27 protein-coding genes and 2 tRNA genes are annotated in these 26,567 nt (G+C 71.5%); 19 read left to right on the top strand and 10 right to left on the bottom strand.

The features are described 5' to 3' along the window. Nucleotides 1-325: 325 nt before the first annotated feature. Complete coding sequence (gene serA / locus V6U90_RS15735) at nucleotides 326-1,924, top strand: phosphoglycerate dehydrogenase (protein WP_334436355.1); 1,599 nt, start codon at nucleotides 326-328, stop codon at nucleotides 1,922-1,924. Nucleotides 1,925-2,085: 161 nt separating this feature from the next. Beyond that, nucleotides 2,086-2,838, top strand: coding sequence for a hypothetical protein (locus V6U90_RS15730; RefSeq protein WP_334436353.1), 753 nt, complete (start codon nucleotides 2,086-2,088; stop codon nucleotides 2,836-2,838). A 115-nt stretch (nucleotides 2,839-2,953) separates the two neighbouring features. Here the strand turns inward: V6U90_RS15730 and V6U90_RS15725 are convergent, their stop codons facing one another. Together V6U90_RS15725 and V6U90_RS15720 are read right to left on the bottom strand one after the other, a co-directional pair. Beyond that, nucleotides 2,954-3,307 (bottom strand): hypothetical protein, encoded by a 354-nt coding sequence (locus V6U90_RS15725; protein WP_334436351.1) that lies wholly within the window; start codon nucleotides 3,305-3,307, stop codon nucleotides 2,954-2,956. Nucleotides 3,308-3,632: 325 nt separating this feature from the next. After that, nucleotides 3,633-4,475: an FAD:protein FMN transferase gene (locus tag V6U90_RS15720; protein WP_334436348.1), complete on the bottom strand. Its 843-nt coding sequence runs from the start codon at nucleotides 4,473-4,475 to the stop codon at nucleotides 3,633-3,635. Between the two features lie 201 nt (nucleotides 4,476-4,676). Here V6U90_RS15720 and V6U90_RS15715 point away from each other — a divergent pair, with 201 nt between their 5' ends. Both V6U90_RS15715 and V6U90_RS15710 read left to right on the top strand, forming a co-directional pair. Next, a complete protein-coding gene (locus V6U90_RS15715) occupies nucleotides 4,677-5,708 on the top strand; it encodes a 3-isopropylmalate dehydrogenase (protein WP_334436425.1) in 1,032 nt (343 codons plus the stop codon). 198 nt (nucleotides 5,709-5,906) lie between these two features. Beyond that, entirely contained in the window at nucleotides 5,907-7,004 is a 1,098-nt protein-coding gene (locus V6U90_RS15710) for a branched-chain amino acid aminotransferase (protein ID WP_334436346.1), read from the top strand. A gap of 20 nt (nucleotides 7,005-7,024) precedes the next feature. On the opposite strand, the gene V6U90_RS15705 is transcribed toward V6U90_RS15710, so the two are convergent. The 4 genes from V6U90_RS15705 to V6U90_RS15690 form a co-directional block, all read right to left on the bottom strand. Beyond that, nucleotides 7,025-7,774, bottom strand: a complete 750-nt coding sequence (locus V6U90_RS15705) for a tyrosine-protein phosphatase (protein ID WP_442933590.1) — start codon at nucleotides 7,772-7,774, stop codon at nucleotides 7,025-7,027. Nucleotides 7,775-7,863: 89 nt separating this feature from the next. Further along, nucleotides 7,864-8,322 (bottom strand): PRC-barrel domain-containing protein, encoded by a 459-nt coding sequence (locus V6U90_RS15700; RefSeq protein WP_334436341.1) that lies wholly within the window; start codon nucleotides 8,320-8,322, stop codon nucleotides 7,864-7,866. Nucleotides 8,323-8,429: 107 nt separating this feature from the next. Then, complete coding sequence (locus V6U90_RS15695; protein ID WP_334436339.1) at nucleotides 8,430-8,960, bottom strand: carboxymuconolactone decarboxylase family protein; 531 nt, start codon at nucleotides 8,958-8,960, stop codon at nucleotides 8,430-8,432. Between the two features lie 3 nt (nucleotides 8,961-8,963). Next, on the bottom strand, nucleotides 8,964-9,518 hold the full coding sequence (locus V6U90_RS15690; protein ID WP_334436336.1) for a peroxiredoxin: 555 nt from the start codon (nucleotides 9,516-9,518) through the stop codon (nucleotides 8,964-8,966). A 464-nt stretch (nucleotides 9,519-9,982) separates the two neighbouring features. On the opposite strand from V6U90_RS15690, the gene cimA reads away from it, so the two are divergent. After that, the gene (gene cimA, locus V6U90_RS15685) at nucleotides 9,983-11,566 is read left to right on the top strand and encodes a citramalate synthase (protein ID WP_334436333.1); all 1,584 of its coding nucleotides are present in this window, start codon (nucleotides 9,983-9,985) and stop codon (nucleotides 11,564-11,566) included. Between the two features lie 74 nt (nucleotides 11,567-11,640). Here the strand turns inward: cimA and V6U90_RS15680 are convergent, their stop codons facing one another. Beyond that, nucleotides 11,641-12,624: an endonuclease/exonuclease/phosphatase family protein gene (locus V6U90_RS15680; RefSeq protein ID WP_334436329.1), complete on the bottom strand. Its 984-nt coding sequence runs from the start codon at nucleotides 12,622-12,624 to the stop codon at nucleotides 11,641-11,643. Nucleotides 12,625-13,036: 412 nt separating this feature from the next. Here V6U90_RS15680 and V6U90_RS15675 point away from each other — a divergent pair, with 412 nt between their 5' ends. The 11 genes from V6U90_RS15675 to V6U90_RS15625 all read left to right on the top strand — a co-directional run bounded on the left by V6U90_RS15675 (nucleotide 13,037) and on the right by V6U90_RS15625 (nucleotide 21,631). Continuing rightward, nucleotides 13,037-13,543: a hypothetical protein gene (locus V6U90_RS15675; RefSeq protein ID WP_334436326.1), complete on the top strand. Its 507-nt coding sequence runs from the start codon at nucleotides 13,037-13,039 to the stop codon at nucleotides 13,541-13,543. Between the two features lie 144 nt (nucleotides 13,544-13,687). After that, the gene (locus V6U90_RS15670; protein WP_334436322.1) at nucleotides 13,688-14,737 is read left to right on the top strand and encodes an AAA family ATPase; all 1,050 of its coding nucleotides are present in this window, start codon (nucleotides 13,688-13,690) and stop codon (nucleotides 14,735-14,737) included. Then, on the top strand, nucleotides 14,734-15,834 hold the full coding sequence (locus V6U90_RS15665) for a DUF58 domain-containing protein (protein ID WP_334436319.1): 1,101 nt from the start codon (nucleotides 14,734-14,736) through the stop codon (nucleotides 15,832-15,834). The genes V6U90_RS15670 and V6U90_RS15665 overlap by 4 nt, the downstream gene beginning before the upstream one ends. Beyond that, nucleotides 15,831-16,790, top strand: coding sequence for a VWA domain-containing protein (locus V6U90_RS15660; protein ID WP_334436316.1), 960 nt, complete (start codon nucleotides 15,831-15,833; stop codon nucleotides 16,788-16,790). Before V6U90_RS15665 ends, V6U90_RS15660 begins: the two co-directional genes overlap by 4 nt. A gap of 69 nt (nucleotides 16,791-16,859) precedes the next feature. Then, on the top strand, nucleotides 16,860-17,693 hold the full coding sequence (locus V6U90_RS15655; protein ID WP_334436313.1) for a S1C family serine protease: 834 nt from the start codon (nucleotides 16,860-16,862) through the stop codon (nucleotides 17,691-17,693). Nucleotides 17,694-17,873: 180 nt separating this feature from the next. After that, nucleotides 17,874-18,299 carry an alternative ribosome rescue aminoacyl-tRNA hydrolase ArfB gene (gene arfB / locus V6U90_RS15650; protein WP_334436310.1) on the top strand — a complete coding sequence of 142 codons (426 nt, stop codon included), beginning with the start codon at nucleotides 17,874-17,876 and terminating at the stop codon, nucleotides 18,297-18,299. Nucleotides 18,300-18,450: 151 nt separating this feature from the next. Further along, nucleotides 18,451-19,236 carry a helix-turn-helix domain-containing protein gene (locus tag V6U90_RS15645; RefSeq protein ID WP_334436307.1) on the top strand — a complete coding sequence of 262 codons (786 nt, stop codon included), beginning with the start codon at nucleotides 18,451-18,453 and terminating at the stop codon, nucleotides 19,234-19,236. Then, entirely contained in the window at nucleotides 19,158-19,331 is a 174-nt protein-coding gene (locus tag V6U90_RS15640; protein WP_334436423.1) for a Scr1 family TA system antitoxin-like transcriptional regulator, read from the top strand. The genes V6U90_RS15645 and V6U90_RS15640 overlap by 79 nt, the downstream gene beginning before the upstream one ends. Beyond that, nucleotides 19,331-19,528: a DUF397 domain-containing protein gene (locus tag V6U90_RS15635; protein ID WP_334436304.1), complete on the top strand. Its 198-nt coding sequence runs from the start codon at nucleotides 19,331-19,333 to the stop codon at nucleotides 19,526-19,528. The genes V6U90_RS15640 and V6U90_RS15635 overlap by 1 nt, the downstream gene beginning before the upstream one ends. A 77-nt stretch (nucleotides 19,529-19,605) precedes the next feature. Continuing rightward, nucleotides 19,606-20,190, top strand: coding sequence for a GNAT family N-acetyltransferase (locus tag V6U90_RS15630; RefSeq protein WP_334436301.1), 585 nt, complete (start codon nucleotides 19,606-19,608; stop codon nucleotides 20,188-20,190). Nucleotides 20,191-20,341: 151 nt separating this feature from the next. Next, nucleotides 20,342-21,631 carry a cellulose binding domain-containing protein gene (locus V6U90_RS15625; RefSeq protein WP_334436299.1) on the top strand — a complete coding sequence of 430 codons (1,290 nt, stop codon included), beginning with the start codon at nucleotides 20,342-20,344 and terminating at the stop codon, nucleotides 21,629-21,631. A 64-nt stretch (nucleotides 21,632-21,695) separates the two neighbouring features. On the opposite strand, the gene V6U90_RS15620 is transcribed toward V6U90_RS15625, so the two are convergent. Both V6U90_RS15620 and V6U90_RS15615 read right to left on the bottom strand, forming a co-directional pair. Continuing rightward, entirely contained in the window at nucleotides 21,696-22,565 is an 870-nt protein-coding gene (locus tag V6U90_RS15620) for a 3-methyladenine DNA glycosylase (RefSeq protein WP_334436297.1), read from the bottom strand. Between the two features lie 118 nt (nucleotides 22,566-22,683). Continuing rightward, on the bottom strand, nucleotides 22,684-23,775 hold the full coding sequence (locus tag V6U90_RS15615; protein ID WP_334436294.1) for a hypothetical protein: 1,092 nt from the start codon (nucleotides 23,773-23,775) through the stop codon (nucleotides 22,684-22,686). A 643-nt stretch (nucleotides 23,776-24,418) separates the two neighbouring features. On the opposite strand from V6U90_RS15615, the gene V6U90_RS15610 reads away from it, so the two are divergent. The 3 genes from V6U90_RS15610 (at nucleotide 24,419) to V6U90_RS15600 (ending at nucleotide 25,648) form a co-directional block, all read left to right on the top strand. Next, nucleotides 24,419-25,222, top strand: coding sequence for a fumarylacetoacetate hydrolase family protein (locus tag V6U90_RS15610; protein WP_334436291.1), 804 nt, complete (start codon nucleotides 24,419-24,421; stop codon nucleotides 25,220-25,222). Between the two features lie 144 nt (nucleotides 25,223-25,366). Then, nucleotides 25,367-25,438, top strand: a tRNA-Gln gene (locus V6U90_RS15605). A gap of 137 nt (nucleotides 25,439-25,575) precedes the next feature. Next, nucleotides 25,576-25,648: transfer RNA gene (locus V6U90_RS15600), tRNA-Glu, on the top strand. A 193-nt stretch (nucleotides 25,649-25,841) separates the two neighbouring features. Here the strand turns inward: V6U90_RS15600 and V6U90_RS15595 are convergent. Next, entirely contained in the window at nucleotides 25,842-26,528 is a 687-nt protein-coding gene (locus tag V6U90_RS15595; RefSeq protein WP_208816435.1) for an IclR family transcriptional regulator, read from the bottom strand. Nucleotides 26,529-26,567 lie beyond the last annotated feature (39 nt).

The raw sequence follows: 26,567 nt of genomic DNA, 5'->3' as shown, positions 1-26,567 counted from the left end.
GGCATGGGCGGCAACCCGGTGCACGCATGGACGGTGCAGCTCGACAGCGCGCGGGACAGACATCCGAGGCACCCCGCCGATCCCGATCGGGTGAGGTCTGGTGAGGTCGGGCGGTGCCGGGGTACGGCTCGGAAGGTGATCAGTGCCTTAGGTCTGATTTGTGAGGGCACTCACCCGGGTCCGCTGACCATCTCCCGCGACCCGCACCCTACGATCGCTCATAGGTGTGCAACTGGCACCGACGGCCATCATCCGGCCGAGCGCAGGGCGCAGAGCGGCGCCCCGCCGTCGCGCCCCATCGCTCTGACGACATCTACGAGGACCAATGACTCCTGTCGTACTGATCGCCGAAGAACTCGCTCCCTCCGCCATCGAGGTGCTCGCGCACGACTTCGACGTACGCCACGTCGACGGCACCGACCGCCCGGCGCTGCTCGCCGCGCTCGCCGAGGCCGACGCGGTCATCGTGCGCAGTGCCACCCAGATCGACGCGGAAGCCATCGCTGCGGCCTCCCGGCTCAAGGTGGTAGCCCGTGCCGGCGTCGGCCTGGACAACGTCGAGGTGCCGGCGGCCACCGCCCGTGGGGTCATGGTCGTCAACGCGCCCACCTCCAACATCGTCTCCGCCGCCGAGCAGGCGCTCGCGCTGCTGCTCGCGGTGGCCCGCAACACGGCCAGCGCCAGCGCCGCGCTGAAGGCGGGGGAGTGGAAGCGGTCCAAGTACACCGGTGTGGAGATCCAGGGCAAGACCGTCGGTGTGGTGGGGCTCGGCCGGATCGGCGTGCTGTTCGCCCAGCGGATCGCCGCCTTCGGCACCCGGCTGATCGCGTACGACCCCTACATCCAGCCGGCCCGCGCGGCCCAGCTCGGGGTCCGCCTGGTGGGGCTGGAGGAGCTGCTGCGGGAGAGCGACTTCATCTCGATCCACCTGCCCAAGACCCCGGAGACCGTCGGCCTGATCGGCGAGAAGGAACTGGCGATCGTCAAGCCGGGCGTGCGGATCATCAACGCCGCCCGTGGTGGGCTGGTCGACGAGCAGGCGCTCGCCGACGCCCTCGCCGAGGGCCGGGTGGCCGGTGCCGGCGTCGACGTGTACGTCAAGGAGCCGTGCACCTCGTCGCCGCTGTTCGCCTTCGACAACGTGGTGGCCACCCCGCACCTGGGTGCCTCCACCGGTGAGGCGCAGGACAAGGCCGGTCTCGCGGTGGCCAAGAGCGTCAAACTGGCCCTCCAGGGTGAGTTCGTCCCGGACGCGGTGAACGTGCAGGCCGGCGGCGTGGTCGCCGAGGACGTCCGGCCGCTGCTCGCGCTCGCCGAGAAGCTGGGCCGGGCGTTCACCGCGGTGGCCGGCGGCGTCGCCGCCAGCGTGACCGTCGAGGTGCGCGGCGAGGTGGTCGCCCACGACGTGTCGGTGCTCAAGCTGGCCGCGACCAAGGGGCTGTTCAGCTCGGTGGTCGAGGAGCAGGTCACCTACGTCAACGCCCCGCACATCGCGGCCGACCGGGGGGTCGAGGTCGCCCTGACCACGCACACCGACACGGTCGAGCATTCCAACCTGGTCACGGTCCGGGGCGCGCTGCCCGACGGCCGTACGGTGAGCGTCTCCGGCACGGTGGTCACCGCCGGCGGTCGGGACGTCATCAAACTGACCGAGGTCGACGGCTTCGCCGTCGAGATCGGTGCGGAGGGCATCCTGCTCTTCCTGCGTTACGTCGACCGGCCCGGCGTGGTGGGTACCGTCGGCACGATCCTCGGCGAGGCCGGGGTCAACATCGCCGCGATGCAGGTGGCCCGTCGGGAGGCCGGCGGCGAGACGCTGATGACCCTCACCGTCGACTCGGCGGTCAGCGCCGACCTGCTGACCTCCGCCGCGGACTCGATCGGCGCGGGTGCCGCCAGCGCCGCCGACCTGCGCGACGAGTAGGTCGCCGAACCGCGTACCGCGGTGACGGACGGTTTCGCGCACCGGTGTCCGGTGTGCACAGGGCCCGGCCTTACGGCCGGGCCCCTGCCGTTTCCCGGGAGCACCCCTGTTCATCCCGTGGCCCCTGGGAAGCGGACCGCCGGGCTGCTAGCTTGATCGATATGATGACATCTATCAATGCAAAGCGGCGTGGGCGGTCGATAGCCGTCCTGGTGGCGGCGGTCGTCGGCCTGGTCGGCACGCTGCCCGGGGTGGCGCAGGCGTACGCCGACTCGGCCACCGGCACCATCAACACCGCCGGGACGGCGCTCAACGTCCGGTCGGGGCCCGGCACCGGGTACGACTCCTGGCGGACGGTGGCCGACGGGGCGACGGTGACCCTGCTGTGCCAGACCACCGGTGAGACGGTGACCGGCACCTACGGCACCACCAACCTGTGGGACCTGCTCTCCAACGGTGGCATGGTCTCCGACGCGTACGTCCACACCGGATCCGACGGTCAGATCGTCAACAGCTGTTCGTTCGTTGGAGCGGAGCCGTCGTCGAAGACCAACCCGCGCTCCACCAACGGCGCGATCGACTGGGCGTTCCAGCGTTACCGCTCGACGTCCTACGAGAACCTCTGTCTCGCGTTCACCGCCCAGGCGTACGGCTGGGGCGGGTCCGGTTGGTACAGCGCCGAGGTCGGTGGTGACTGGATCGCCAGCCACGGTTACCTGAAGACGACCGGCATCCCGCCGCGCGGCGCACTGGTCTGGTACCACAACTCGGCCGGCACCGGACACGTCGCGATCAGCCTGGGCGAGGGCAAGGTGATCGGCACCTCGGTCAGCGGTGGCGTCGGGGTGGCCGGTTACCTCGACCACGTCTCCTACCGGGGCTGGTCGGTGCCCTACTACCCGGCGGCCTGGTGAGCGGGTCCGGACCGGTCCGGCAGTGTGCACGCCGCGCGGTACCCGCGCGGCGTGCACACTGCTCCTCGGTTTGCAGGGGTGCTACGTCGGCCGGCCGCCGGACCGGTGTGGCCGGTCAGCCGCGTACCGGCGTGGGTGGGTAGACCGAGCCGTCCTGTGGATCGAAGAGCAGCAGACCGCACTCGGCGGCGAGCCGTTCGATGTCCAGGAGCACCTGGTCCGGGCAGGTCTCGTGCAGGTTCATCTCAATGTGGTCGGCCGCCGCGTGCAGCGGAGCCACCTGCCACGGGGTGTCCGGACCGGCCGGTCGATCCGGATAGCTGGCGGTGATCGCCCGGTAGAAGCGGACCAACCGGGGGTCCGGCTGGCTCTGGACGTGCATGCCCTGCCGGCACCGCCCATGAGCCGCCCGCACTTCCGCTGACGTGGCCCTGTCCGGCAGAGCCCACACGATCAGATCGAAACTCACGGCGGACAGCGTGCCATCCCGCATTCGTGTTTGCGCACGTACCCCGGGTCGACGCGCGGGTGGAACGGCAACCGGGGTCCGCAGTGGAGACTCTTGCGGTGTCTCACGACGGTTCGCTAGCGTGACGATGCGGTTACGGTCCTACCAGGCGTCGACCCGTCTTCGGGTGACGAGGTGTGTCGCCCGGCCGGCCGGTCCGCATCCCCTCGCGTGCGCGAGCCACGTGCACTCGTCGCTGACCGGTCCCCATGGTCGTTGCCGCGGCTGTGGGGACCGATCGCGGCCAGCTCGGCGAGGTGTCCGTCCAGTCCGGCGGGGTGCGCCGTCAGCGGCGGGCGGCCAGCAGTGCCCGGCAACCGTCGGCGGTCGGGAACCAGTCCAGGCCGGTCGGTCCGGCCGCGAAGAGCGCCGTGGCGTACGCGTCGGCCGCCGCGAGGTCCGGTCCGACCACCGTCGCGGCGACCAGCTGGTCGGCGGGTTGCCCGGTGTGCGGGTCCACGACGTGCCCACGTCGTCCGGCCACCCCCGAGGTGCCCAGGGCCCCGGCGGTCATCTCCAGTACCAGTGGTGCCTGCCGCCCGTCGGTCGGGTGGTGTACCGCCACCCGCCACGGCCCGCCGTGCGGGGCGTTCCCGCGTACCGTCAGGTCGGCGCCCTTGACCACGGCGTAGTCGGAGACGCCGGCGGCGCGCAACCGGGCCGCCGCCCGTTCGACGGCCCAGCCGCCGAGCAGCCCGGCTGGGTCGAATCCGCCCGGCACCGCCCACGCGTCGAACCAGCCGTCGGTGGCGGCCCGCATCCCGGCGCACCGGTCGACCAGGTCGGCCAGCGGTGGATAGGAGTCGACGGCAATCTCGTCCCGGCGCAGCCGGGATACCAGGCTGCCCGGGCGGGCCGGGCTGAAGGTCAGGTCCACGGCGCGCAACTCGGCGACCGCGTCGCGCAGCGCGTCCCCGAGCACCCGCCGGCCAATTTCCATCGAGCCGTTGAGCACCAGCGTGTACTCGGCCATCGAGGTGCGTACCGTGTGGCTCACCACGATCCGGTCGGGTCGGGCGGTCGGGATGCTGGCCCGGCGTCGGCCCATGGCGCCGAGCCGCAGGTCGGGCCGGCGCCACCAGCCGGGTCGACTCACGCGCGGCGCCTGTGCCGCCTCGTGGACCAGCATGAACGGCTCCCTCCGACCGGCGGGCCGGACTCCCCGCCCGCTCGGTCCCCACGATAGGCAGTCAGGATGACTGCCAGGTGAATCTGCCCTGAGAAGCTCCTGTGCGCTGATCTTTCCCATATGGTAGGAGTTTTGTACCGGGGGGCGGGACGGGGCGTACCGTGGCGACAACGACGAGCGGCAGAGGAGCGCAACGTGGCGGTGGCTCGGATCGCGGTGGTGGCCGGTGACGGCATCGGACCCGAGGTGGTCGCACAGGCCCGGAAGGTGATCGATGCGGTGCTGCCCGGGGTGGAGGCCACCGGGTACGACCTGGGCGCGGCCCGCTACCACCGGACCGGCGAGGTGCTGCCGGACTCGGTCCTGACCGAGCTGGCCGGGCACGACGCGATCCTGCTCGGCGCGGTGGGTGACCCGACGGTACCGCCCGGCGTGCTGGAGCGCGGCCTGCTGCTCAGGCTCCGCTTCGCCTTCGACCAGTACGTCAACCTGCGCCCCTCCCGGCTCTGGCCCGGCACCACCGGCCCGCTGGCCACCGTCAAGCCCGGCGAGGTCGACCTCGTGGTGGTCCGGGAGGGCACCGAGGGGCTGTACGCCGGCGCCGGCGGCTCGCTGCACCGGGGTACCCCCGCCGAGGTGGCGACCGAGGAGAGCCTGAACACCCGGCACGGGGTGGAGCGGGTGATCCGGGACGCGTTCGCCCGTGCCCAGCGGCGCGAGCGCCGCAAGGTGACCCTGGTGCACAAGACCAACGTGCTGACCCACGCCGGCTCGCTCTGGGCCCGCGCCTTCGATGCGGTCGCCGCCGAGCACCCGGACGTGACCACCGAGTACCAGCACGTGGACGCCGCCGCGATGTTCCTGGTCACCCAGCCCCAGCGGTACGACGTGGTGGTCACCGACAACCTGTTCGGCGACATCCTCACCGACATCGCCGCTGCGGTCACCGGTGGGATCGGGCTGGCCGCCAGCGGCAGCATCAACCCGGACGGGACGTACCCGTCGATGTTCGAACCGGTACACGGCTCCGCGCCGGACATCGCCGGTCGCGGCGTGGCCGACCCGGTCGCCGCCGTACTCTCCGCGGCGCTCCTGCTCGACCAGCTCGGCCACGCCGACGCCGCCGCCCGGGTGAGCCGGGCGGTCGCCGCCGAACTCGCCGGACGTACCCCGGGCGCGCCGCTGCACACCGAGGAGGTGGGCGACCGGCTCGCCGCGCTCGCCGCCGGCTGACCGTCCAGCCCATCTGATCCGTCGACCACCCGGCCGGTGGCCCTCCCGGGCCGCCGGCCGGCATCCCGTGTCCCCGCAGTCGTTTCCCGGGCAGGTGCCCACCGGGCGCTCCCGGTGAACGACCGTTCGGGGTAAGTTTCTCAGCACCTGCTACCGGCGTCCCAGCCCCGGACGCCCACCCATACGGAGGTCAGCGCGATGAGCGGTGGTGACAAGCTCGAATTCGAGATCCGTCCGAATCCTGCGCCGGTATCCGTTGCCGACCGTGCCGCGCTGCTGGCCAACCCGGGTTTCGGTCGGGTCTTCACCGACCACATGGTGACCATCCGGTACGCGGACGGCAAGGGGTGGTACGACGCCCGGGTCGAGGCGCGGGCGCCGATCCCGATGGACCCGGCGAGTGCCGTGCTGCACTACGCGCAGGAGATCTTCGAGGGGTTGAAGGCGTACCAGAGCGTCGACGGCGGGGTGACGCTGTTCCGCCCGGAGGCGAACGCCGCCCGGTTCGCCGCCTCGGCCCGCCGGATGGCCATGCCCGAGCTGCCCGAGCAGGTGTTCCTGGAGTCGCTGCACCACCTGGTCGACATCGACCGCGAGTGGATCCCCTCGGTCGAGGGCGGCAGCCTCTACCTGCGACCGTTCATGTTCGCCAGCGAGGTGTTCCTCGGGGTCCGACCGGCCAACGAGTACCTCTACGTGCTGATCGCCTCGCCGGTCGGGTCGTACTTCCCCGGCGGGGTGCAGCCGGTGACCGTGTGGGTGTCGCCGGACTACACCCGCGCCGCCCCCGGTGGCACCGGGGCGGCCAAGTGCGGCGGTAACTACGCCGCCTCCCTGGTCGCCCAGGCCGAGGCCATCGAGCACGGCTGCGACCAGGTGGTCTTCCTGGACGCGGTGGAGCGTCGGTGGGTCGACGAGCTGGGCGGCATGAACGTCTTCTTCGTCTACGACGACGGCACCCTGGTCACCCCGCCGCTGACCGGCACCATCCTGCCCGGCATCACCCGGGAGTCGGTGTTGAGGTTGGCCGAGCGGGCCGGGCACACCGTTGCCGAGCGCCCGGTCAGCTTCGAACAGTGGCAGGCCGACGCGGGCAGCGGCCGGCTGCGCGAGGTCTTCGCCTGCGGTACGGCGGCTGTCATCACCCCGATCGGCGAGGTGCGTCACCCGGGTGGTTCGTTCACCGTCGGCGACGGTGGGCCGGGGGCGGTCACCCTGAGCGTGCGGCAGCAGTTGGTCGACATCCAACGTGGTGCAGCCGACGACGAGTACGGCTGGGTGCGCCGGGTGCGCTGAGCCCGGCTGGCGGCCCGGGTTCACCCCAGCAGGTGGTCGCGGAGACCGGTGAGCTGGTCGGCGGTCAGTCCGCCGGTCATCAGGTACTCCTCCACCGAACCGTGCCGGTGGCGCAGCTCGGCGAGGAACAGTGCCATCGCCTCGGGCGGGCAGGGCAGCGGTACCCCCAACGGGTTCGTGTCCGGCCCGGCAATGGTCGACGCCAGGTAACGCGCCATCCCCTCGTCGGTCAACGCGTAGTCGGCGACGATGTCGTCGTCGGCCACGCCCAGTGCCGCGAGGGTCAACGCGCAGACCAGACCGGTGCGGTCCTTGCCGGCGACGCAGTGCACCACCACCGGGGCGGCAGCCGGTTCGGCGATCACCCCGACCGCCCCGGCCAGTCCCCGGGCGCCGGTCTCGGCCAGGTCGCGGTACCGGTCGGCCAGGTAGCGGGCCAGGTCCGTCGCGCCGTCGTACCGCGACTCGGCCCATTCCCGGTGCTCCGGGTGGATGTGCCGGTAGGCCAGCCCGTCGAACTCGGGGACCCGGCCATCGCGGGTCACCTCGTAGGGGCGACGCAGGTCGACGACGGTACGGACACCGAGGGCCGCGAACGCCTGGGCGTCGGCACCGGTCAGCCGGTGCGGGGAGTCGGAGCGGTAGAGCCGGCGCCAGCGGACGATGCGGCCGTCCCGGGTGGCGTAGCCACCGACGTCGCGGAAGTTGAACAGGGTGGTGAAGGGGTACGGGTTGCGGCGGTTCTCCTGGGTCGCGTCCACCTGGGACAAGATAACGGCGGGCGGGACACCGCAGTGTCCCGCCCGCCGTCGTTGTCGCCCCCGCCGCCGTTACCGCAGCGGCGTGGTACTGCCCGTCGTCACCGCAGCGGGTCCGGCGGCAACGCCGAGTAGGTGTCGTTGTAGTACCCACCGAGCTTCTCCCGGTACACCGGGTCGGCGTGGCTCTCCTCGTCGTACTCCGGAGCGGCCTTGATCTGGTCCTTGCTCCGGTCCACGAAGACCTTGCGGTCGTCGTGGTCGACGTGGTTGACCACGCCGGCCGGGATCATCACCTTCTTGCCGAAGATCCACGGCCCGGTGTCGACCACGAGGTAGCTGGAACCGACCTCGTGGCTGGCGGAGTCGACCTTGCCGATTCCGCCATCGGTCGCCTCGACCTTGTAGCCGGCCAGGTCGACGCCACCGACAGTGGTGTCGTCCCGGTACCGCCAGGGGTCGAAGGATCCGGTGGGTGCACCGCCGGGGAAGGCGCCCTGACCACCGTGGGTGAGAGGCCCGGTGGTGGCGTGCGTCGTCTGAGGATCGAGCCGGTCCATTGGACTGTTCCTCCTCTTCTCGACCAGTTCGTTCGGGGATGGTGCTCTGTCCCGAACCTTCCTACCCCCGGTTGCGCCTCCTACACACCGGCTACCGGAATGTCGGGTCAGCGCAGGGCGGCCTCGGCGTCCAGCGCCACCGCGGCGGCGTGTACGACGGCCGCGATCCGCAGCCCCTCGTGCACCTGCTCCCGGGTGAACCCGGCGCCGCGCAGGGTCTTCTCGTGCGACTCCAGGCAGACGCCGCAGCCGGTGATCGCCGAGACGGCCAGGCACCAGAGTTCGAAGTCACCCTTCTCCACCCCGGGCCTGGCGATGATCTGCATCCGCAGCCGGGCCGGCATCGAGGCGTACTGCTCGTCGCCGATCAGGTGCTTGGCCCGGTAGTAGATGTTGTTCATCGCCATGATGGTGGCGGCGCCCTTGGCTGCCTCGACCGCCTCCGGCTTGAGGTGTTCGGCCGCCTCGGCCGCGATCTCGGCGAGCACCACCGGGTTACGGGCCGCCACCGCGCAGGCCAGCGCGGTGCCCCAGGCCTGGTCCTTGGTCAGGGTCGAGGTGGCGACCGTGGAGCCGAGGTTCAGCTTGATGTCCTTGGCGTACTCCGGCAGTGCCGCCTTGATCGCGTCGAGTCCCATGGCTCAGACCCCGGCCATCAGCTTCGTGGCGTCGAGGGTGTCGCCGCCCTTGTTCCAGTTGCACGGGCAGAGTTCGTCGGTCTGCAGGGCGTCGAGCACCCGCAGCACCTCGGAGACGTTCCGGCCGACCGAGCCGGCGGTCACCATGGCGAACTGGATCTCGTTGTCCGGGTCGATGATGAAGGTCGCCCGCTGGGCCACGCCGTCCTCACCCAGCACGCCGCAGGCGCTGGTCAGCTCGCGCTTGATGTCGCTGAGCATCGGGAACGGCAGCTCCCGCAGGTCCGGGTGGTCCTTGCGCCACGCGTAGTGGACGAACTCGTTGTCCACCGACACGCCGAGTACCTGGGTGTCGCGGTCGGCGAACTCGCCGTTCAGGCGGCCGAACTCGGCGATCTCCGTGGGGCAGATGAAGGTGAAGTCCTTCGGCCAGAAGAAGACCACCCGCCACTTGCCCTGGTAGGACTTGTGGTTGATCGATTCGAACGCCTTGTCGGCATCGAGCGAGACGCATGCGGTGAGTTCGTACTCGGGGAAGCGGTCACCGACAGTGAGCACTGGTCCTCCTTGACTGCGGCGCGAGGCCGGTAACTGGATTCGTTCCAGATATTTCCTCAGGGGTGTTTCCGCAAGGTGGCGGCCTGGTTGTTTGTGAAGTCGATCACCGGCGCCGGGGGTCAGGCGGGTCGTTCCGGCTGGGGCGGCGGCAACGCTGGGTCACCCGGCGGGCTGGTGTCGCGTCCCGACATGTGGGTTTTCCCTCCCACAACCAGGTTCTGAGTGGCAGAGTACCCACCGTGACCCGCCTTGCACTGATTATTCGCACCTAGCGCGCCGGCCCTCTCGCCGACGCGCAGACCTCCCGCATCCGCGGGGGGTCTTTTTGTTGGTCCGGGCTGCTCCGCCGGACCGGCGGCGTGTCCGCCCGGCGCCGCAGCGTCGTACGCCGCCCGGCAGCGTTGCCCACCGTATCCGTACCCCAGCCCACTGACCGTCCGTCGACCCGCCCGGAAGGATTTGTCATGACATACCAGGTGTACGACACCACCCTGCGTGACGGAGCGCAGCGCGAGGGGATCAGCTACTCGGTGGTCGACAAGCTCGCCGTCGCCCGGTTGCTCGACGAGTTCGGCGTCGGCTTCATCGAGGGCGGCTGGCCGGGTGCGGTACCCAAGGACACCGAGTTTTTCCGGCGGGCCCGGACCGAACTCGACCTGCGGCACGCGGTGCTCGTCGCCTTCGGGGCCACCCGCAAGGCCGGGGTCGCCGTCGAGGCCGATCCGCAGGTGCGCGGCCTACTGGACGCGGAGACCCCGGCGGTCGCCCTGGTCGCCAAGTCCGACCTGCGGCACGTCGAGCGGGCGCTGCGGACCACCGCTGCGGAGAACCTGGCGATGATCCACGACACGGTGACCCACCTGGTGGCGCGGGGGCGCCGGGTCTTCGTCGACGGCGAGCACTTCTTCGACGGCTACCGGCACGATCCGGCGTACGCGGCGGCGGTGGTGGAGACCGCGCTGGCCGCCGGGGCCGAGGTGATGGTGCTCTGCGACACCAACGGCGGCATGCTGCCGTCCCAGGTGACCCGGGCCATCACCGAGTTGACCGAGCGGACCGGGATCGGTCCGGAGCGGCTCGGCATCCACTGCCAGAACGACACCGCCTGCGCGGTGGCCAACACCGTCGCCGCCGTCGAGGCGGGTGTGCGGCACTTCCAGGGCACCGCCAACGGGTACGGCGAGCGTCCCGGCAACGCCGACCTCTTCGCCGTGGTCGCCAACCTGCAACTGAAGCTCGGGCTGCCCGTCCTACCGGACGGCTGCCTGGAACAGATGGTGCGCGTCTCGCACGCCATCGCAGAGATCGCCAACATCGCCCCCGACACCCACCAGGCCTACGTCGGGGCCGCCGCCTTCGCCCACAAGGCGGGGCTGCACGCGAGCGCGATCAAGGTGGATCCGCTGCTCTACAACCACGTGGACCCCACCGTGGTGGGGAACGACATGCGGATCCTGGTAACCGAGATGGCCGGCCGGGCCAGCATCGAGCTCAAGAGTCGTGAGCTGGGGCTGGACCTGGCCGGCCAACCCGAGACGCTGTCCCGGGTGACCCGTCGGGTCAAGGAGCTGGAGGCCGGCGGCTGGTCCTTCGAGGCCGCCGACGCCTCGTTCGAGCTGCTGGTCCGCTCCGAGCTGCCGGACCGTGCCCCGGTCCGGCCGTTCGCGCTGGAGTCGTACCGGGTCATCGTGGAGCACCGCGAGGACGGCGCGGTGGTCTCCGAGGCGACCGTCAAGATCCGGGTACGCGGGGAGCGGGTGATCGCCACCGCCGAGGGCAACGGTCCGGTCAACGCTCTCGACGAGGCGCTGCGGACCGGGCTGACCCGGCACTATCCCGAGCTGCGCAACTTCGAGCTGGCCGACTACAAGGTCCGGATCCTGGAGGGCAGCCACGGCACCGGCGCGGTGACCCGGGTACTCGTGGAGACCGCCGATCAGGCCGGGCGGGACTGGGTCACCGTCGGCGTACACCCGAACGTGGTCGAGGCGAGCTGGCACGCCCTGGTGGACGCGCTGACGTACGGCCTGGACCGCGCGCACGTGTAGCTGCCGCGAGCTGTTGGCACGAGTGTTAAGAAGGGCCCCTTCCTCTACCGGAAACGATAGGAGGGGGCCCTTCCTTACTCGACGGGTATCCGGAGTTCGGCGAGTACCGCCCGGTGGTCACTGCCGGGCAGGCCGTGTACCGAGACGGTGCGGACGAGGATCCGCCGGTCGACGAGCACGTGATCGATGGTGACCGGCGGGATCGGGTCCCCGTCGTACGGTCCCCAGGTGCCGACGAGTCCCGCGCCGGCCGCGTCCGCCGCGTCGACGTACCCGGTGTCGAGCAGGGCGCGTAGTGGCGCGTGGTCCAGGGTGGCGTTGAAGTCGCCGGCCAGGATCCGCAGTGGTCCGTCCGGGGTGGCCGGTGGCTGCGCGGCCAGGTCGGTCCGCCAGTCGTCGACCACGGAGACGGCGTACGGGGCGGCCGGGTGGACCGACTCGACCAGCACCGGGGGTGCCCCGTCGACGGTGAGCGTGGCGTACGCCTGGCTGAACCCGAATCCGGGGTTGCGGCGCATCCCACCGTCGCGCAGTGGGAACCGGGCGTAGATCCCCGAGCCGGTGGTGCCGGTCTCCGGGTTGAGGTGCCGGTGGGGCAGCAGCGTGGCCAGCCCGGCCCGGTCCAGTTCCGCTGCGGCGGTGGCGGTGAACTCCTGCACCGCGAGCACGTCCACCCGGTGGGTGCGGACGAGTCCGACCAGGTGTGCCGGGTCGGCGCCGCCCTTGAGCAGGTTGGCGGTGAGCACCCGCAGCAGTGGTCCGGTGGTCTCCCACGCCCGGTCGGGCACCACGCGGGGGACGACCACGCCGATCAGGGCCAGCGCGGTCAGGGTCGCGACGCCCGCCGGCCACCAGCGCCGCAGGGCGAGGGCGAGCAGCACCGCCAGCGGCGTCGAGGCGGCGACGTACGGGGTGAAGGCGAGCAGTTGCACCAGTGGGCCGTGGTCCGCCCCGGTGAGGCGGACCACCGTCACGCCGAGCCCGGGTGCTGCGGCCAGCCAGCAGAGCACGGTCAGCCCGTGGGACGCGTGGCGGTGCACCGCTGTGGGAGCAGTCATGATCGTCAGGATAGCCAGTGCCCGGCAACCCGCCCGGGATGCCAAACGGCACAATGCGAGAAGTGAATTGCACACGCATTTCCCGGAACTCGGTGGAGTGGTTGACCCCCGGTGTCGCAAATATGTCCAGCTTTGATCGGCTATTGACCCTGGGCTTTCGTCGCTGTTACCTTTTCCACTGGTTGCGGCACAAAAACTCTCCGTAGTACTCCCTGGTGAGAGCGGGTGTGAAGACCGCCTCGCGTGCTGGGTGATCAGGCTCCGACAGGAAGAACTTTCCTCTCATTAAATGCTGCGACCATGAGTGGTTAAGTGTGTTGCCTGATTGTCCGGTGATGTCTGCCGCGATTCTTTCCGGAATCGCCGGTAAAACCGTAGGAATGCCAGTCGGGCAGGAAGAGGGACATCAGTCATGGGAAGAATCAGTCGACGTAGGGCCGGGTTGGCGGCGGTCGGCGCGCTCGCGCTGTCGCTGCTTGCCGGCGGTATCGCCACCGCCGCGCCCAGCACCGACGACACGCGGCCGGGACGGGTCGCTGTCGAGCAGCAGCCGGTCGCCACCAAGGCGCAGATCGAGGCCGCCCGGGCCGCGATGAAGAGCCCCTCGGTGAACGCGCTGCCGACCTCCGCCAGAACCTCCACCGCCGTGGTGAGCAGCGGCGGGGTCCTCTTCCGGGGGCTCAACGTGGTCTCCGCGCTGCGTCTGACCACCGGGCAGTACCAGGTGATCTTCGATCACGACGTGTCCCGCGGGAGCTTCCAGGGCACCATCGGGCTCACCGGCAGCGTCGGCATCTCCCCGCCCGGTGAGATCGCCGTGGTCGGCCGGACGGGCATCCCGAACGGCGTCTTCGTGCAGACCTGGAACTCGGCCGGGGCCCGCGCCGACCTGAGCTTCCACCTGGCCGTGCACGACTGACGACCACGGCTCACGGACGCCGGTCCGCCCACCCGGGCGGGCCGGCGTCCGGCGTGCCGGGGGCGGTGGCCCGAGGGTCCGCCCAGCCGGGTCGAAGCGACAGGGTTTCATGTTTGGCTCCCGTTCCGGCGGGAAGGTTGCGCCGTGACGGACATCTCGGACACCCTGGCCAGCCTGCCCAGCACGGTCGACACCGGTGCGCCGGGTTCGGAGCTGGAACAGACCCTCTTCGAGGTCAAACGTGTGATCGTCGGGCAGGACCGGCTCGTCGAGCGCCTGCTCACCGCGCTGCTCGCCGGCGGGCACTGCCTGCTCGAAGGCGTACCGGGGGTGGCCAAGACCCTCGCCGCGCAGACCCTCGCCACCGCTGTCGGTGGCACCTTCTCCCGGATCCAGTTCACCCCGGACCTGGTCCCCTCGGACATCGTGGGTACCCGCATCTACCGGGCGTCGAAGGAGAGCTTCGACATCGAACTCGGCCCGGTGATGGCCAACCTGGTCCTCGCCGACGAGATCAACCGGGCTCCCGCCAAGGTCCAGTCCGCGCTGCTGGAGGCGATGGCCGAGCGGCAGGTCTCCATCGGCGGTCGCAGCTTCCGGGTACCCGAGCCGTTCCTGGTACTGGCCACCCAGAACCCGATCGAGTCGGAGGGGGTCTACCAGCTTCCCGAGGCGCAGCGGGACCGCTTCCTGCTCAAGGTCATCGTCGACTACCCGAGCGACACCGACGAGCTGGCCATCCTCTACCGGATGAGCACCGAGCGTCCGACCGCCCGGCAGGTGCTCGACCCGCCCCGACTCCGCGAGTTGCAGGCCCGGGCCAACGCGGTCTTCGTGCACCACGCCATCGCCGAGTACATCGTCCGGCTGATCCTGGCCACCCGTGACCCGGCCCGTTTCGGCCTGCCCGACCTGGCGTCGATGCTGGCCTACGGGGCGAGCCCCCGGGCCACCCTGGGACTGGTCGCGGCCGGGCGGGCGCAGGCCATGCTGCGCGGGCGGGACTACGTGCTCCCGGAGGACATCCGAGACCTCGCCGCCGACGTGCTCGGCCACCGGCTGGTGCTCTCCTTCGACGCGGTCGCCGACGGGATCACCGCCGAGGCGGTGGTCCGTCGACTGGTGGACGCCGTACCACCACCCCGGATCGCACCCGGCCAGGAGCAGGCCGTACCCGATCTGGCGGCGGCATGAGGCGCCGGGAACTTTTCGGCCCGACCGCCTCCACCGCCCGCCGTGCCGCGCCGCCCGTCGAACCCGACCCCGGGCTGACCGACCTGGTACCACCCGGACGGCTGCGGCGGCTGGAGCTGACCGTGCACCGGCGGCTCGACGGGCTGCTGCACGGCCAGTACCGGGGGCTGCTGCCCGGTCCGGGCAGCGAACCCGCCGGCAGTCGCGAGTACCGCCCGGGCGAGGACGAGGTCCGCCGGATGGACTGGGCGGTGACCGCCCGGACCGCTGTGCCGCACGTCCGGGAGGTCGACGCCGACCGGGAGCTGAGCACCTGGCTGGCGGTCGACGCGACGGCCAGCATGGACTTCGGCACCGCGGTGCTGGACAAGCGGGAACTGGCGGTGGCCGCCGTCGCGGCGGTCGGGTTTCTCACCGCCGGGATCGGCAACCGGCTCGGTGCCGTGGTGCTGCGCGCCGACGGGCTGCACCGCCTCCCGGCCCGAGCCGGGCGGACCCACCTGCTGGGTCTGCTGCGTACCCTGCTCGACGCGCCCCGGGCCGGCACACCGGCGGCCCTGCCGCTCGGCACCCGGGCAGCCCTGCCGGCCGGCACCCGGGCAACCCTGCCGGCCGCCGGGACCGGGCCGCCCGCCCTGGCCGACGTGCTGGCCGCGCTGCCGGCAGTGGCCGTCCGGCGGGGCCTGGTCGTGGTGGTCTCCGACTTCCTCGACGGGCTGCCGGACGACCAGTCGGCCGCCCCGGACTGGGAGCGGCCGCTGCGCCGGCTCGCCGTCCGGCACCAGGTACTCGCCGTCGAGGTGACCGACCCACGCGAGTGGGAACTGCCCGACGTCGGCCTGGTCACCCTGGTCGACCCGGAAACCGGCCGGCGTCGGGAGGTGTCCACAGGGGACAGACGGTTGCGGGACCGGTACGCGCAGGCCGCCGCCGCCGAGCGGGACCGGGTACGCGACGCCCTGCACCGGGCCGGCGCGACCCACCTCGCGCTGCGTACCGACCGGGACTGGACCGCCGACATCGTCCGGCACGTCCGTACCCAGCGGCGGCTGGCGGCGACCTCCTGTGCCCGGGTGCCCCGGGGAGGTACGGCATGACCTGGGCGTCACCGGTCCGGCTCTGGTTGCTCGTCGGCGTGCTCGCCCTCGCCGTGTACTACCTGCTGATGCAGCGGCGACAGAGCCGGTACGCCGTCCGGTTCACCAACCTGCGACTGCTCGACCGGGTCGCCCCGGAGCGACCGGCCTGGCGCCGGCACGTACCGGCCGGTCTCTTCCTGGCCATGCTGGCGCTGCTGGTCGTCGGGTTCGCCCGGCCGACCGCCGAGGTGCGGGTACCCCGGGAACGGGCCACGGTGATCGTCGCGGTGGACGTCTCCACCTCGATGCTCGCCACCGACGTCGAGCCGGACCGGCTGACCGCTGCCAAGATGGCCGCCGGCAGGTTCGTCGACGGGCTACCGGACGAGTTCAACGTCGGGCTGGTCGCCTTCGCCGGCAGTGCCGCCGTGTTCGTGCCGCCGGACACCGATCGCGGTGCCCTGCACAGCGGGATCGAGCGGTTGGCCGAGGGGGCCACCGGGGTGCAGGGCACCGCCATCGGTGAGGCGATCAGCACCTCGCTCCAGGCCATCCGGGGCCTGGACAACCAGGCGGCGAAACAGCCGCCCCCGGCCCGGATCATCGTCCTCTCCGACGGCGCGAACACCTCCGGGCGGGACCCGGTGGAGGCCGCCGACGACGCGGTGGCGGCCAAGGTACCCGTACACACCATCTCCTTCGGCACGCTGTCCGGGTCCGTCGACCGGGGCGGCCGGCCCATCCAGGTACCGGTCGACGGCCAGACCCTCAGGGACGTGGCGGAGGCCACCGGTGGTCGCTACCACGAGGCGAGCACCAGCGAGGAACTGCGCGCCGTCTACGAGGACATCGGCACCTCGGTCGGCTACCGGCTGGAACGCCAGGACATCTCGGCCCGGTTCATCGGGATCGGACTGCTCTTCGCCCTCGGCGCGGCGGCCGGCTCGCTGCGCTGGTTCTCCCGCCTGCCCTGAGCACCCACCGGCACCACGCCCGGGTGCCCGGGCGGCACCCACACCCTTCACGCCACGAGGAGGCGGACGATGGCAGTGCAGACCGGCCTCGGTGAACCCCGGGGCCCCTGGTTCATCTCGCCCCACCTGCACCCTGACGGGACCGGGCGTCGGGAGGTACCCGATTCCGGCGGCGGCGGCGGGTGGCGCCGGACGCTGCTCACCGGGCTGACCCTGGTCGCGGTCTCCACCGCGTCCGGTGGCCTGGCCGGCGGCTGGGTGGCCGGACAGGGCGGCGAGCCGAAGGCGGCGACGGCCGCGCCGGTACCGGCCGAGCTGGTCACCGCCGCCGGGCGGACCGTGCCGGGGGTGGTCTCGGTACTGGTCGACGGCGGTAGCGGCTCCGGATTCGCGCTCGACGACCAGCAGCACGTCATCACCAACGACCACATCATCGCCCGCGCCCGGGCCCGGTCGGTGACCGTGGAGACCCCCGGCGGCCGACGGCTGCCGGCCGAGGTGGTGGGGCGGGAACCGGGCAGCGACATCGCCGTGCTGCGGGTACCCCCCTCGGCGGCGCTGACCCCGCTGCCGTTGGCCAAACCGGGCAGTACCAAGGTGGGAGAGCCGGTGCTGGCGGTCGGTTCACCGCTCGGCCTGCCCGGCACGGTCACCGCCGGCATCATCAGCGCGCTGGACCGGCAGGTCCGGCTGGGCAACAACCGGCACTCGGCGGTACAGACCGACGCCTCGATCAACCCGGGCAACTCGGGAGGCCCGCTGGTCAACGCCCGGGGCGAGGTGGTCGGGGTGAACACCGCGATCGCCACCATCGACGGCAACGGTTCGATCGGGATCGGGTTCGCCATCCCGATCGAGCAGGTGCAGCAGGTCGCCGACACCATCATCGGCAAGGGCGGCTGACCGGCACGTGCCGTGCTCGCTCGTGCTGCCGGTGCGTGCCGTTCTCGCTCGTGCGTGCCGTGCGCGCTCGTGCTGCCCGTGCGTGCCGTGCTCGCCCGTGCGCGGCTGCGGTTGAGGGGCCGACGCAACTCCGGTGGAATCCCCGAGCGGGGAGCGCCGGGCAGCGGCTAGCCTCGGGGCGTGGCCGATGATCTGCGCGTGACCGACCGCCTGGTCATCCCCGGCGCCGAGCTGCGGGAGCGGTTCTCCCGTTCCTCCGGGCCGGGCGGGCAGGGCGTCAACACCGCAGACTCCCGGGTCGAGTTGAGCTTCGACGTGGCCGGCTCGCCGAGCCTCCCGGAGTACCTGCGGGCCCGCGCGGTGGACCGGCTCGCCGGGCGGCTGGTCGACGGGGTGCTCACCATCGCCGCCAGTGAACACCGGGCGCAGCTCGCCAACCGTGAGGCGGCCCGGGCCCGGCTGGTGGCCCTGCTCCGGGACGCGGTCGCCCCACCACCGCCGCCACGCCGGCCGACCCGGCCGTCCCGCGGGGCGAAGCAGCGCCGGCTCGACGAGAAGAAGCGCCAGTCGCAGCGCAAACAGCAGCGCCGCTACACCGGCGACTGACCCGGCTCCGCCCCGGTCCCGTGTCCTTTCCGCCTGCTGAACGGTTCATCTCCTGATGCGGCGTACCCGACTGATCCCTCCATTGAGGAATCGGGACCGGCCGGGTACGCCACGGACGTGTTCCGTTGCACCAGGAGAGGCGGTTTGTTGCATGACGGAGGAAACAACGGGTTCGACGGTGCCGCGCCGGCAACTCGGTCGGTTTCTCACCGAGTTGCGCGAGGAGGCAGGGGTCACCCTGGACGGCGCTGCCGATCTGTTGCAGTGTTCCCGGCAGAAGGTCTGGCGGATGGAGAAGGGTCTCGTCCCGATGCGCGCGCCGGATGTCACCGTCCTCTGTGACCGGTACGACGCGCCGGAGGGGGTGCGGGCGGTGCTGCTCGGGCTGGTCCGGGAGACCCGGTCCCGGGGCTGGTGGCACGCCTACGGGGACGCCATCCCGCAGTGGTTCTCGCTCTACGTCTCGCTGGAGGGGGCTGCTTCTGGACTGCGTCTCTATAACGCCGAGCTGATTCCTGGACTGCTCCAGACCCGGGAGTACATCACCGCGCTCTACCAGCTCAACCGGCCGGAGACCCCGGAGCCGGAGCGGGACCGGACCATCGCCGTCCGGATGCAGCGCCAGCAGATCCTGGTACGCCGGCTGCCGGCCGCTCCCGAGGTGGACGTGGTACTCAGCGAGGCGGTGCTGCGCCGGCCGGTGCCGGACCGGAAGGTCTGGCTGGGGCAGCTCGCCCACCTGCGGGACCTCGGGCTGCTGCCCAACGTCCGGGTGCGGGTACTGCCGTCCGCCGCCGGGCCCCGCTGGCCGCCGAGGCCGGCACCTTCACCCTGCTGGAGTTCCCGAAGCCCGGCGGGATCGGCCGGGCCGAGCCGACCACTGTCTACAGCGAGTCGATCACCGGTGCGCTCTACCTGGACCGGCCGGCCGAGGTGACAACCTACGAGCGGGTCTGGCGCGGGCTTGAAGCGACCGCGCTGGATGCGGAACAATCGAGGAGCTTCATCGAATCGATGCTTGAGGAGTGGTGATGGTCGACCCGACTGGGGCCCGCTGGCGGACCAGCACCCGCAGCGGCACCAACGGTGGAGACTGTGTGGAGGTGGCGGATAACCTGCCCGGCCTGGTCGCGGTGCGGGACAGCAAGGACCGCTCGGGCCCGGTGCTCACCTTTGCCCCGGCCGACTGGCGCTGCTTCGTCGCGGCGCTCGCCCGCGCATCCCGGTGAACCGGGCCGGGGGCGGATCGTCGGCCGGCCTGGAAAACCCGTAGCGGGCCGGCGTACCCGCCCCCAACAATCCGGCAATGCCCGATGTCGCCGACTTCTCCGTCAAGCCGACCCTGGTCGGTGATCGGGTCGTCCTCCGCCCGTTCATCGACGCCGACCTGCCCGCCTTCGTCGCCGTCCTGGCCGACCCCGAGGTACGCCGGCTCACCGGCAGTGCCGGTGGGGAGGAGTTCGACGCCGAGCGCTGCCGGCGGTGGTACTCCACCCGTAACGCGCAGACCGACCGGCTCGACCTGGCCGTGGTGGACCGGGCCACCGGGGAGTGTGTCGGCGAGGTGGTGCTCAACGAGTACGACCCGGCGAACGCGAGTTGCAGCTTCCGTACCCTGCTCGCCGCCAACGGCCGAGACCGGGGGCTCGGCACCGAGGCGGTACGCCTCATCGTCGGCCACGGCTTCGCGCAACTCGGCCTGCACCGGATCTCGTTGGAGGTGTACGCCTTCAATCCCCGGGCCCGTCGGGTGTACGAGAAGGTCGGCTTCGTGGCGGAGGGCATTCTGCGGGAGGCGCTGCGCGACGGCGACTCCTGGGTCGACGCCACTGTCATGTCGATCCTGGCCCACGAGTGGGCACGGCACCAGGGCCGGGTCGTCCCCGGCTGACCGGTTTGCCGGGTTGCTTCGCGGCGGTCCCCGGCTGATCGGATCCCGGCGCGCCGGACGCCGTTGAAGCGCTTTCCAGTTATCTGCTTCAATGCTGTGGGAGTTCCGGGCTGGCACGTCATGCACCTCGTCACCGTGTCAGGAGTCTCGCATGCACCACCGCGTCCCCGAACCACGTCCCCACCACGGTTTCCGGCCTCCGGTCGACCGCCGTCGTCCGCTCGGCGCGGCTGTCCTCGCCGCCCTGCTGGCCGTACCCATGGCAGCCCTGCTCGGCCTCGTCCTCAGCCTGCCCACCGCCCCGGCCAACGCCGCGCCCGGCCCGGATGCGCCCCCGGCCGCCGCCGTACCCGGAGCGGCTGCCGCGGCTGTACCCGGAGCGGCTGCCGCGGCTGTACCCGGAGCGGGTGCCGCCGCCACCCCCGTCCGGATCATGCCGCTCGGCGACTCCATCACCGGCTCGCCCGGCTGCTGGCGTTCCCTGCTCTGGAACAGGTTGCAGAGCACCGGTCACACCAGCATCGACTTCGTCGGCACGCTCGGCCCGCAGGGCTGCGGCCAGCCGTACGACGGGGACAACGAGGGGCACGGCGGCTACCTGGTGACCAATGTGGCCAGCCAGAACCTGCTGCCCGGCTGGCTGTCGGCCACCCAGCCGGACATCGTGCTGATGCACTTCGGCACCAACGACGTGTGGAGCAACATCCCGCCGGCCACCATCCTCACCGCGTACAGCAAGCTGGTCGACCAGATGCGGGCCAGCAACCCGGCCATGAAGATCCTCGTCGCGAAGATCATCCCGATGGCGCCGGCCAGCTGCGCCGAGTGCGGCCAGCGGACGGTGGCCCTCAACAGCACCATCGACGGCTGGGCGGCCGGCAAGACCACCGCACAGTCCCCGATCGTCGTGGTCGACCAGTGGACCGGCTTCAGCACCGCCACCGACACCTACGACGGGGTACACCCGAACGCCGCCGGGGACCAGAAGATGTCCGACCGGTGGTACCCACCGCTGACCGCCGCGCTGGACGGCGTGACCCCCACTCCCACGCCCACCGCGACCCCCACGCCCACGCCCACGCCCACTCCCACCGTGACCCCCACGGTCACGCCCACCCCGACGCCGACCGGTACGACCCCGCCGCCCACCGGCTGTACCGCGACGTACCGGATCGTCAACCAGTGGCAGGGTGGTTTCCAGGGTGAGGTGACCGTGCGCAACAACGGCACCACGCCGATCACCGGCTGGACCGTCCGGTTCAACTTCACCGACGGGCAGCAGGTCAGCCAGACCTGGAACGCCGACCTGGTGCAGACCGGTACCGGCGTCACGGCACGCAACGTGAGCTGGAACGGCACCCTGGCTCCCGGCGCGTCCACCAGCTTCGGCTTCCTGGCCAGCGCCGGCGCCACCAACACCGCCCCACCCGCCACCTGCTGAGCTGTAAGGAAGGGCCCCTTCTTAACGCATTCGGTAGAGGAAGGGGCCCTTATTAACAGCCGCTTCAGGTGAGGGCCGCGATGAGCCGGGCCCGTAGCGGCGCGGCCCGTTCGGCGAAGGTGCGTTGCGCGGCCACGTACTCGGCCCGACCCTCGACGGTCTCGATCCGGACCGGCGGGTACCCGAGTGCGGCCAGGTCGTACGGGCTGGCCCGCATGTCGAGGGTACGGATCTCCCGGGCCAACTCGAAACAGTCGGCGACCAGTTCCGAGGGGACCAGCGGAGAGAGCTTGTACGCCCACTTGTAGAGGTCCATGTTCGCGTGCAGGCAACCCGGCTGCTCGTTGTCCCGTTGCGTCTCCCGGGTCGGGTTCAGCAGGTTCAACGGTCGGGCCGGGGCGGTGAAGAACCGGTACGCGTCGAAGTGGCTGCACCGTACGCCCCGCTCCTCGACGATCGCGGCGGTCCGCTCGGGCGAGAGCCGCAGCGGCCAGGAGTTGTGGCGTACTTCCTCCTGGGTCTGCCGGTACACCATTGCCCACTCGTGCATGCCGAAGCAGCCCAGGTGCGCCGCCCGCCCTGCGGTGGCCTGCAACAGGTCCCGGATCCAGCCGATGGATTCGCTGCGGCGCTGGCGTACCCGCTCAATGTCGAGGGTGAGCCCGGCGGACGTGGCACGGTAGTCGGCGCCGAACTCGGCCGGATCCGCGTCGCGCAGGGTGACCCCGGCGCCCGGATGCCAGCGGCGCAGCTGTGCCGGGCGGTGCGAGTAGTAGGTGAAGAGGAAGTCCTCCACCGGATGCTTGACGCCGCTGCGGCGGCGGGCCAGATGCGGCACGAGCCACCGGTCGACCCGCTCGGTGTGCGCGTCCCGGTGGGCCAGCCAGTCCGTGCGGTCGAGCACGGCGGTGGGCGGAGCGAGAGCGGCGGTCACCAGCCCAGGGTACGACGTTTGCAGGGGCCCCTTCTTAACGCTGGGTGGGTAGGGCTGGTGTGTTAAGAAGGGGCCCTTCCTCTACCGAATGCGTTAATAGGGGGCCCTTCCTTACACCTCAGGCCAGGTTGATCCGGACGCCGGCCGAGAAGACCCCGCTGCGGAGTTCCAGCTGGCTCGGTTGGTGCGGGCCGTCGACGGTGAAGACCAGCGGCGCCAGCAGGCGTCCACCGGCCGGTACCGGGGTGTCGAAGACGTCCCGCCCCTGGTTGGCGATCCGGGTGGCGGTCTCGTCGACGCCCACCCAGGTGCCACCGGGCAGGTACGCCCGCTGCAACTGGCCGTGCCAGGGCTGCTTCTCCGAGGTGAGGTTGCGTACCCCGATGATTGCCTCACACTGCCGCCGCACCCCGTTCGGCGGGCACGCGAGCCGGTAGACGGTGAACTCGAAGGCCGCCTCCCGCAAGGTGCTGCCCACCGCACCGACGGTGGCCTGTCCCACCCACGCCCCGCTGGTGGGTTGCGGCCCGGCGTGCATGGCGCTCACCCGGGTGGTCGCCACCCAGGCCCCCGCGCCGATCACCCCGGCGAGCAGCGCGGCGGCCGTCGCGACCACCAGCCAGACCGGTGGCCGGCGGCGCCGGCTGGCCGGCCGGGGAACCGAGGCGATGGGGTACACGGTGCCGCGTCGCTCCCGTTCGGCCGCTGCCGGGTCCGTGGGGCCGAGCGTGACCGGGTCCGCCGTCCGGCGGTGGTGTCGTCGCCACCACCAGGGGCCACCGACACCCAGGGCGAGCAGGGCCAGCAGTGCGCCGCCGAGTACCGGTGGACGGCGCCACGGGGCTGGCTGCTCGGTGTCATCGGCAGTAGTTGATGGTGCCAGCCAGGTCGCCGTGGCGCAGTCGTACGGCGTACCGCCGGTGCGGGCGTAGACGCAGGCCGGGGTGACCACCGCCTGTCCGGGCCGGGCCGGTCGGATCGCGGCCCGCAGGGTGGTCGTACCGGATGCTGGGACGGTGACCTGCCAGGTGACCTCGCTGGGGGTGGCCCGGTCCGCCGACCAGGTGGCCCGCCCGCCGTCGCTGATCGAGGTGGCCGACGATCCCCGGGGCAGGGTCTGCCGGACGGTGGTGTCCAGCGCGTTCGGACCTGGGTTGCGGACCTGGATCCGGTACGTCGGAGCGTCCGAGGCGGTGCCCGCCACGGCCATGCTGACCGACGGCGGTACCGGTGGTTTCGGTCGGGAGGTGCCCCGGGGGCGGGGTGACGAGCTGCTTCCCGGGTGGGCACCCGTACCACTGGATGGGACGGCGCCACCGGGTACGGCACCGCCGGGTACGGCACCACCCGGGCCGGGTGCGCCCGGGGCGCCGGGTGCCGGCTGCGGGGCGCCCGGAGCGCCGGGTGGCGGCTCCTGGAGCCCGGGAGCCGGGGGTGCCGGTTCGCGACCGGGGCCCGGTTCCTGGATCCCCGGGGCGCCGGGCGCCGGTTCCTGGACGGGTTCCGGCTCCACGAGCCCCGGGGGCGCTTCCCGCCATCCGGGCTCCGGCTCCCGCCATCCGGGCGCCGGTTCCTGGTACCCGGGTTCCCGGTATCCGGGGGGCGGGGCGGCGCCGGCCGGACCGCTGATCGGGGCCGCCAGAGCGGCCAGGCAGCCGATGAGGGCCGCCGCTGGCATTCGGTGTCGTGTCGTTGCAGGCATGACAAACGAACCTCCGAAGCCCGACGCTAGGTCGGTGCCGTGGTGACCTGGGCCGGAAGACGGGAAACCGGCCTGCCGTCCGGCGGGCGCGGTATGGTGCCCGGCCGCGCCACCAGCGGCTCCGGGTCGGGCATGGGGCTAGATTGACTGCGTGCGTATCGCTCGTTTTGCTCATGCCAAGGGAATGTCGTTCGGAGTCGTCGAGGGGGAGCCGGGGGTCGGCCCGCAGGGCTGGACGATCGCCGAGATCGAGGGCCACCCGTTCGGTGAGATCCGGTTCACCACGGCCCGCTGGGCGTTCTCCGACGTCCGGCTGCTCTCGCCGATCCTGCCCAGCAAGGTGGTCTGTGTCGGGCGTAACTACGCCGAGCACGCCGCCGAGCACGGCAGCGCGGTACCGGCCGAGCCGCTGCTCTTCCTGAAGCCGTCCACCTCGGTGATCGGCCCCCGGGATGCGATCCGGTTGCCGATCTTCAGCAAGCAGGTCGAGCACGAGGCGGAGCTGGCGGTGGTGATCGGGGCACCGGGCGCCCGTCGCGCCGACCGGGCCGCCGCCGAGCGGGCCATCTTCGGGTACACCTGCGCCAACGACGTGACCGCCCGGGATCTGCAACGCTCGGACGGGCAGTGGACCCGGGCCAAGGGCTTCGACTCGTTCTGTCCGATCGGGCCGTGGATCACCACCGGGTTGGACGTCAGCGACCTGGAGGTCCGCTGTGAGGTGGGTCGCAACCCGGACGAGATGGAGGTACGCCAGCTCGGTCGGACGAAGGACATGGTCTTCGACGTACCGGGACTGGTGTCGTACATCTCGCACGTGATGACGTTGCTCCCCGGCGATGTGGTGCTGACCGGAACGCCGGCAGGGGTTAGCCCGCTCGAGGACGGGGATACGGTGACCGTGCGCATCGATGGGATCGGCGAGCTGTCCAACCCGGTGGTGGCGCTCGGCTGATGTGTGATGGTGCTGAGTGACCCGTGGTGGCGCTCAGCCGACGTGTGGGCGGCAAAACCACAGCTCAGGGCGGGTTTGCCGATCCGATTTGGCTGGCCGGTGCGGGGTGGAGTAAAGTTCCTTCCCGGCGCCGCAAGGGGCCAGTGGGGTATGGGGTAATTGGCAGCCCGGCTGATTCTGGTTCAGCTAGTCTAGGTTCGAGTCCTGGTACCCCAGCTTCCGGTTTCTGCAAGGAAACCGGTTGCTGGTTTCGGTCAGAGATCGGCACCGCCGCCCGATTGGGAAGCGGGAAAGGATCTCTGATAGAGTGCAGCAGCGCCGCCCGGAAGGGCGGTGAGGAAAGAGAAAGTCCTGGCCCCGTCGTCTAGCGGCCTAGGACGCCGCCCTCTCAAGGCGGTAGCGCCGGTTCGAATCCGGTCGGGGCTACAGAGGTAGCGGCCCGTTCCACTAAGTGGAGCGGGCCGCTTCGCTTTTGCCGGACATACCCGTTCCCGGGCTCGGTAAACCCCGCCGGTCATGGAGTTGTGGTGGGTGCAAATGCCCGCGTAAGTGGCTTAACGGGCACCACGCCTCCATGATCGGCGGGTGATGGGGGTGTGTTGGGTTGCGGGAGGGCGGCTCAGAGGCCGCTGAGCCGCTGACCGGCGCGGACCACGGCCATCGCGTGCCGGTCGCCGGGGCGCCGGCCCAGCCGCTCGATCGGGCCGGAGATGCTGATCGCCGCGATGACCCGACCGGTACGGTCCCGGATCGGTGCGGAGACGCTCGCCACGCCGGCCTCCCGTTCGGCCACGCTCTGCGCCCAGCCGCGCCGCCGGACCTCGGCGAGGGCCCGCCCGGTGAACTTGGCCCGGGGCAGCAGCGGCATCACCGCCTCCGGCGGCTCCCAGGCCAGCAGCACCTGGGCGGCCGAGCCGGCGGTCATCGGCAGCACCGAGCCGACCGGCACGGTGTCCCGCAGCCCGCTGGCCCGCTCCGCGGCGGCCACGCAGATCCGCTCATCGGCCCGGCGCAGGTAGAGCTGGGCGCTTTCGCCGGTGGCGTCCCGTAGGGCGGCCAGCAGCGGCTCCGCAGCGGTCAGGAGCACGTCCGGCGCCGCGTTGGCCAGCTCGCCGAGCCGGGGCCCGGGGCGCCATCGGCCCTGGGTGTCCCGGACCAGCATCCGGTGGATCTCCAGCGCCTGTGCCAGCCGGTGCGCGGTGGCCCGGGGCAGCTTGGTGCGTTCGACGAGTTCGGCCAGGCTGGCGCCGTCGACACAGGCGGCCAGGATGACCACCGCCTTGTCGAGAACGCCGACACCGCTCATACTGTGTCCCACAAGCCGAAACATACCTCCCAGAATTTA

Source organism: Micromonospora sp. CPCC 206060 (genome assembly GCF_036906895.1).
Taxonomy (GTDB): domain Bacteria; phylum Actinomycetota; class Actinomycetes; order Mycobacteriales; family Micromonosporaceae; genus Micromonospora.
This window is presented reverse-complemented; position numbering and strand designations above follow the sequence as displayed.

Bases quoted from the DNA above. Each gene is read 5' to 3' on its own strand.
- V6U90_RS15665 (WP_334436319.1), top strand. From the start codon at position 14,734: ATGAGGCGCCGGGAACTTTTCGGCCCGACCGCCTCCACCGCCCGCCGT.
- V6U90_RS15700 (WP_334436341.1), bottom strand. From the start codon at position 8,322: ATGGACCGGCTCGATCCTCAGACGACGCACGCCACCACCGGGCCTCTC.
- V6U90_RS15695 (WP_334436339.1), bottom strand. From the start codon at position 8,960: ATGGGACTCGACGCGATCAAGGCGGCACTGCCGGAGTACGCCAAGGAC.
- V6U90_RS15680 (WP_334436329.1), bottom strand. From the start codon at position 12,624: ATGACTGCTCCCACAGCGGTGCACCGCCACGCGTCCCACGGGCTGACC.
- V6U90_RS15625 (WP_334436299.1), top strand. From the start codon at position 20,342: ATGCACCACCGCGTCCCCGAACCACGTCCCCACCACGGTTTCCGGCCT.
- V6U90_RS15595 (WP_208816435.1), bottom strand. From the start codon at position 26,528: ATGAGCGGTGTCGGCGTTCTCGACAAGGCGGTGGTCATCCTGGCCGCC.
- cimA (WP_334436333.1), top strand. From the start codon at position 9,983: ATGACATACCAGGTGTACGACACCACCCTGCGTGACGGAGCGCAGCGC.
- V6U90_RS15730 (WP_334436353.1), top strand. From the start codon at position 2,086: ATGATGACATCTATCAATGCAAAGCGGCGTGGGCGGTCGATAGCCGTC.
- V6U90_RS15635 (WP_334436304.1), top strand. From the start codon at position 19,331: ATGGTCGACCCGACTGGGGCCCGCTGGCGGACCAGCACCCGCAGCGGC.
- V6U90_RS15630 (WP_334436301.1), top strand. From the start codon at position 19,606: ATGCCCGATGTCGCCGACTTCTCCGTCAAGCCGACCCTGGTCGGTGAT.
- V6U90_RS15615 (WP_334436294.1), bottom strand. From the start codon at position 23,775: ATGGCCGTGGCGGGCACCGCCTCGGACGCTCCGACGTACCGGATCCAG.
- V6U90_RS15660 (WP_334436316.1), top strand. From the start codon at position 15,831: ATGACCTGGGCGTCACCGGTCCGGCTCTGGTTGCTCGTCGGCGTGCTC.
- V6U90_RS15655 (WP_334436313.1), top strand. From the start codon at position 16,860: ATGGCAGTGCAGACCGGCCTCGGTGAACCCCGGGGCCCCTGGTTCATC.
- V6U90_RS15720 (WP_334436348.1), bottom strand. From the start codon at position 4,475: ATGCTGGTCCACGAGGCGGCACAGGCGCCGCGCGTGAGTCGACCCGGC.
- V6U90_RS15645 (WP_334436307.1), top strand. From the start codon at position 18,451: ATGACGGAGGAAACAACGGGTTCGACGGTGCCGCGCCGGCAACTCGGT.
- V6U90_RS15675 (WP_334436326.1), top strand. From the start codon at position 13,037: ATGGGAAGAATCAGTCGACGTAGGGCCGGGTTGGCGGCGGTCGGCGCG.
- V6U90_RS15710 (WP_334436346.1), top strand. From the start codon at position 5,907: ATGAGCGGTGGTGACAAGCTCGAATTCGAGATCCGTCCGAATCCTGCG.
- serA (WP_334436355.1), top strand. From the start codon at position 326: ATGACTCCTGTCGTACTGATCGCCGAAGAACTCGCTCCCTCCGCCATC.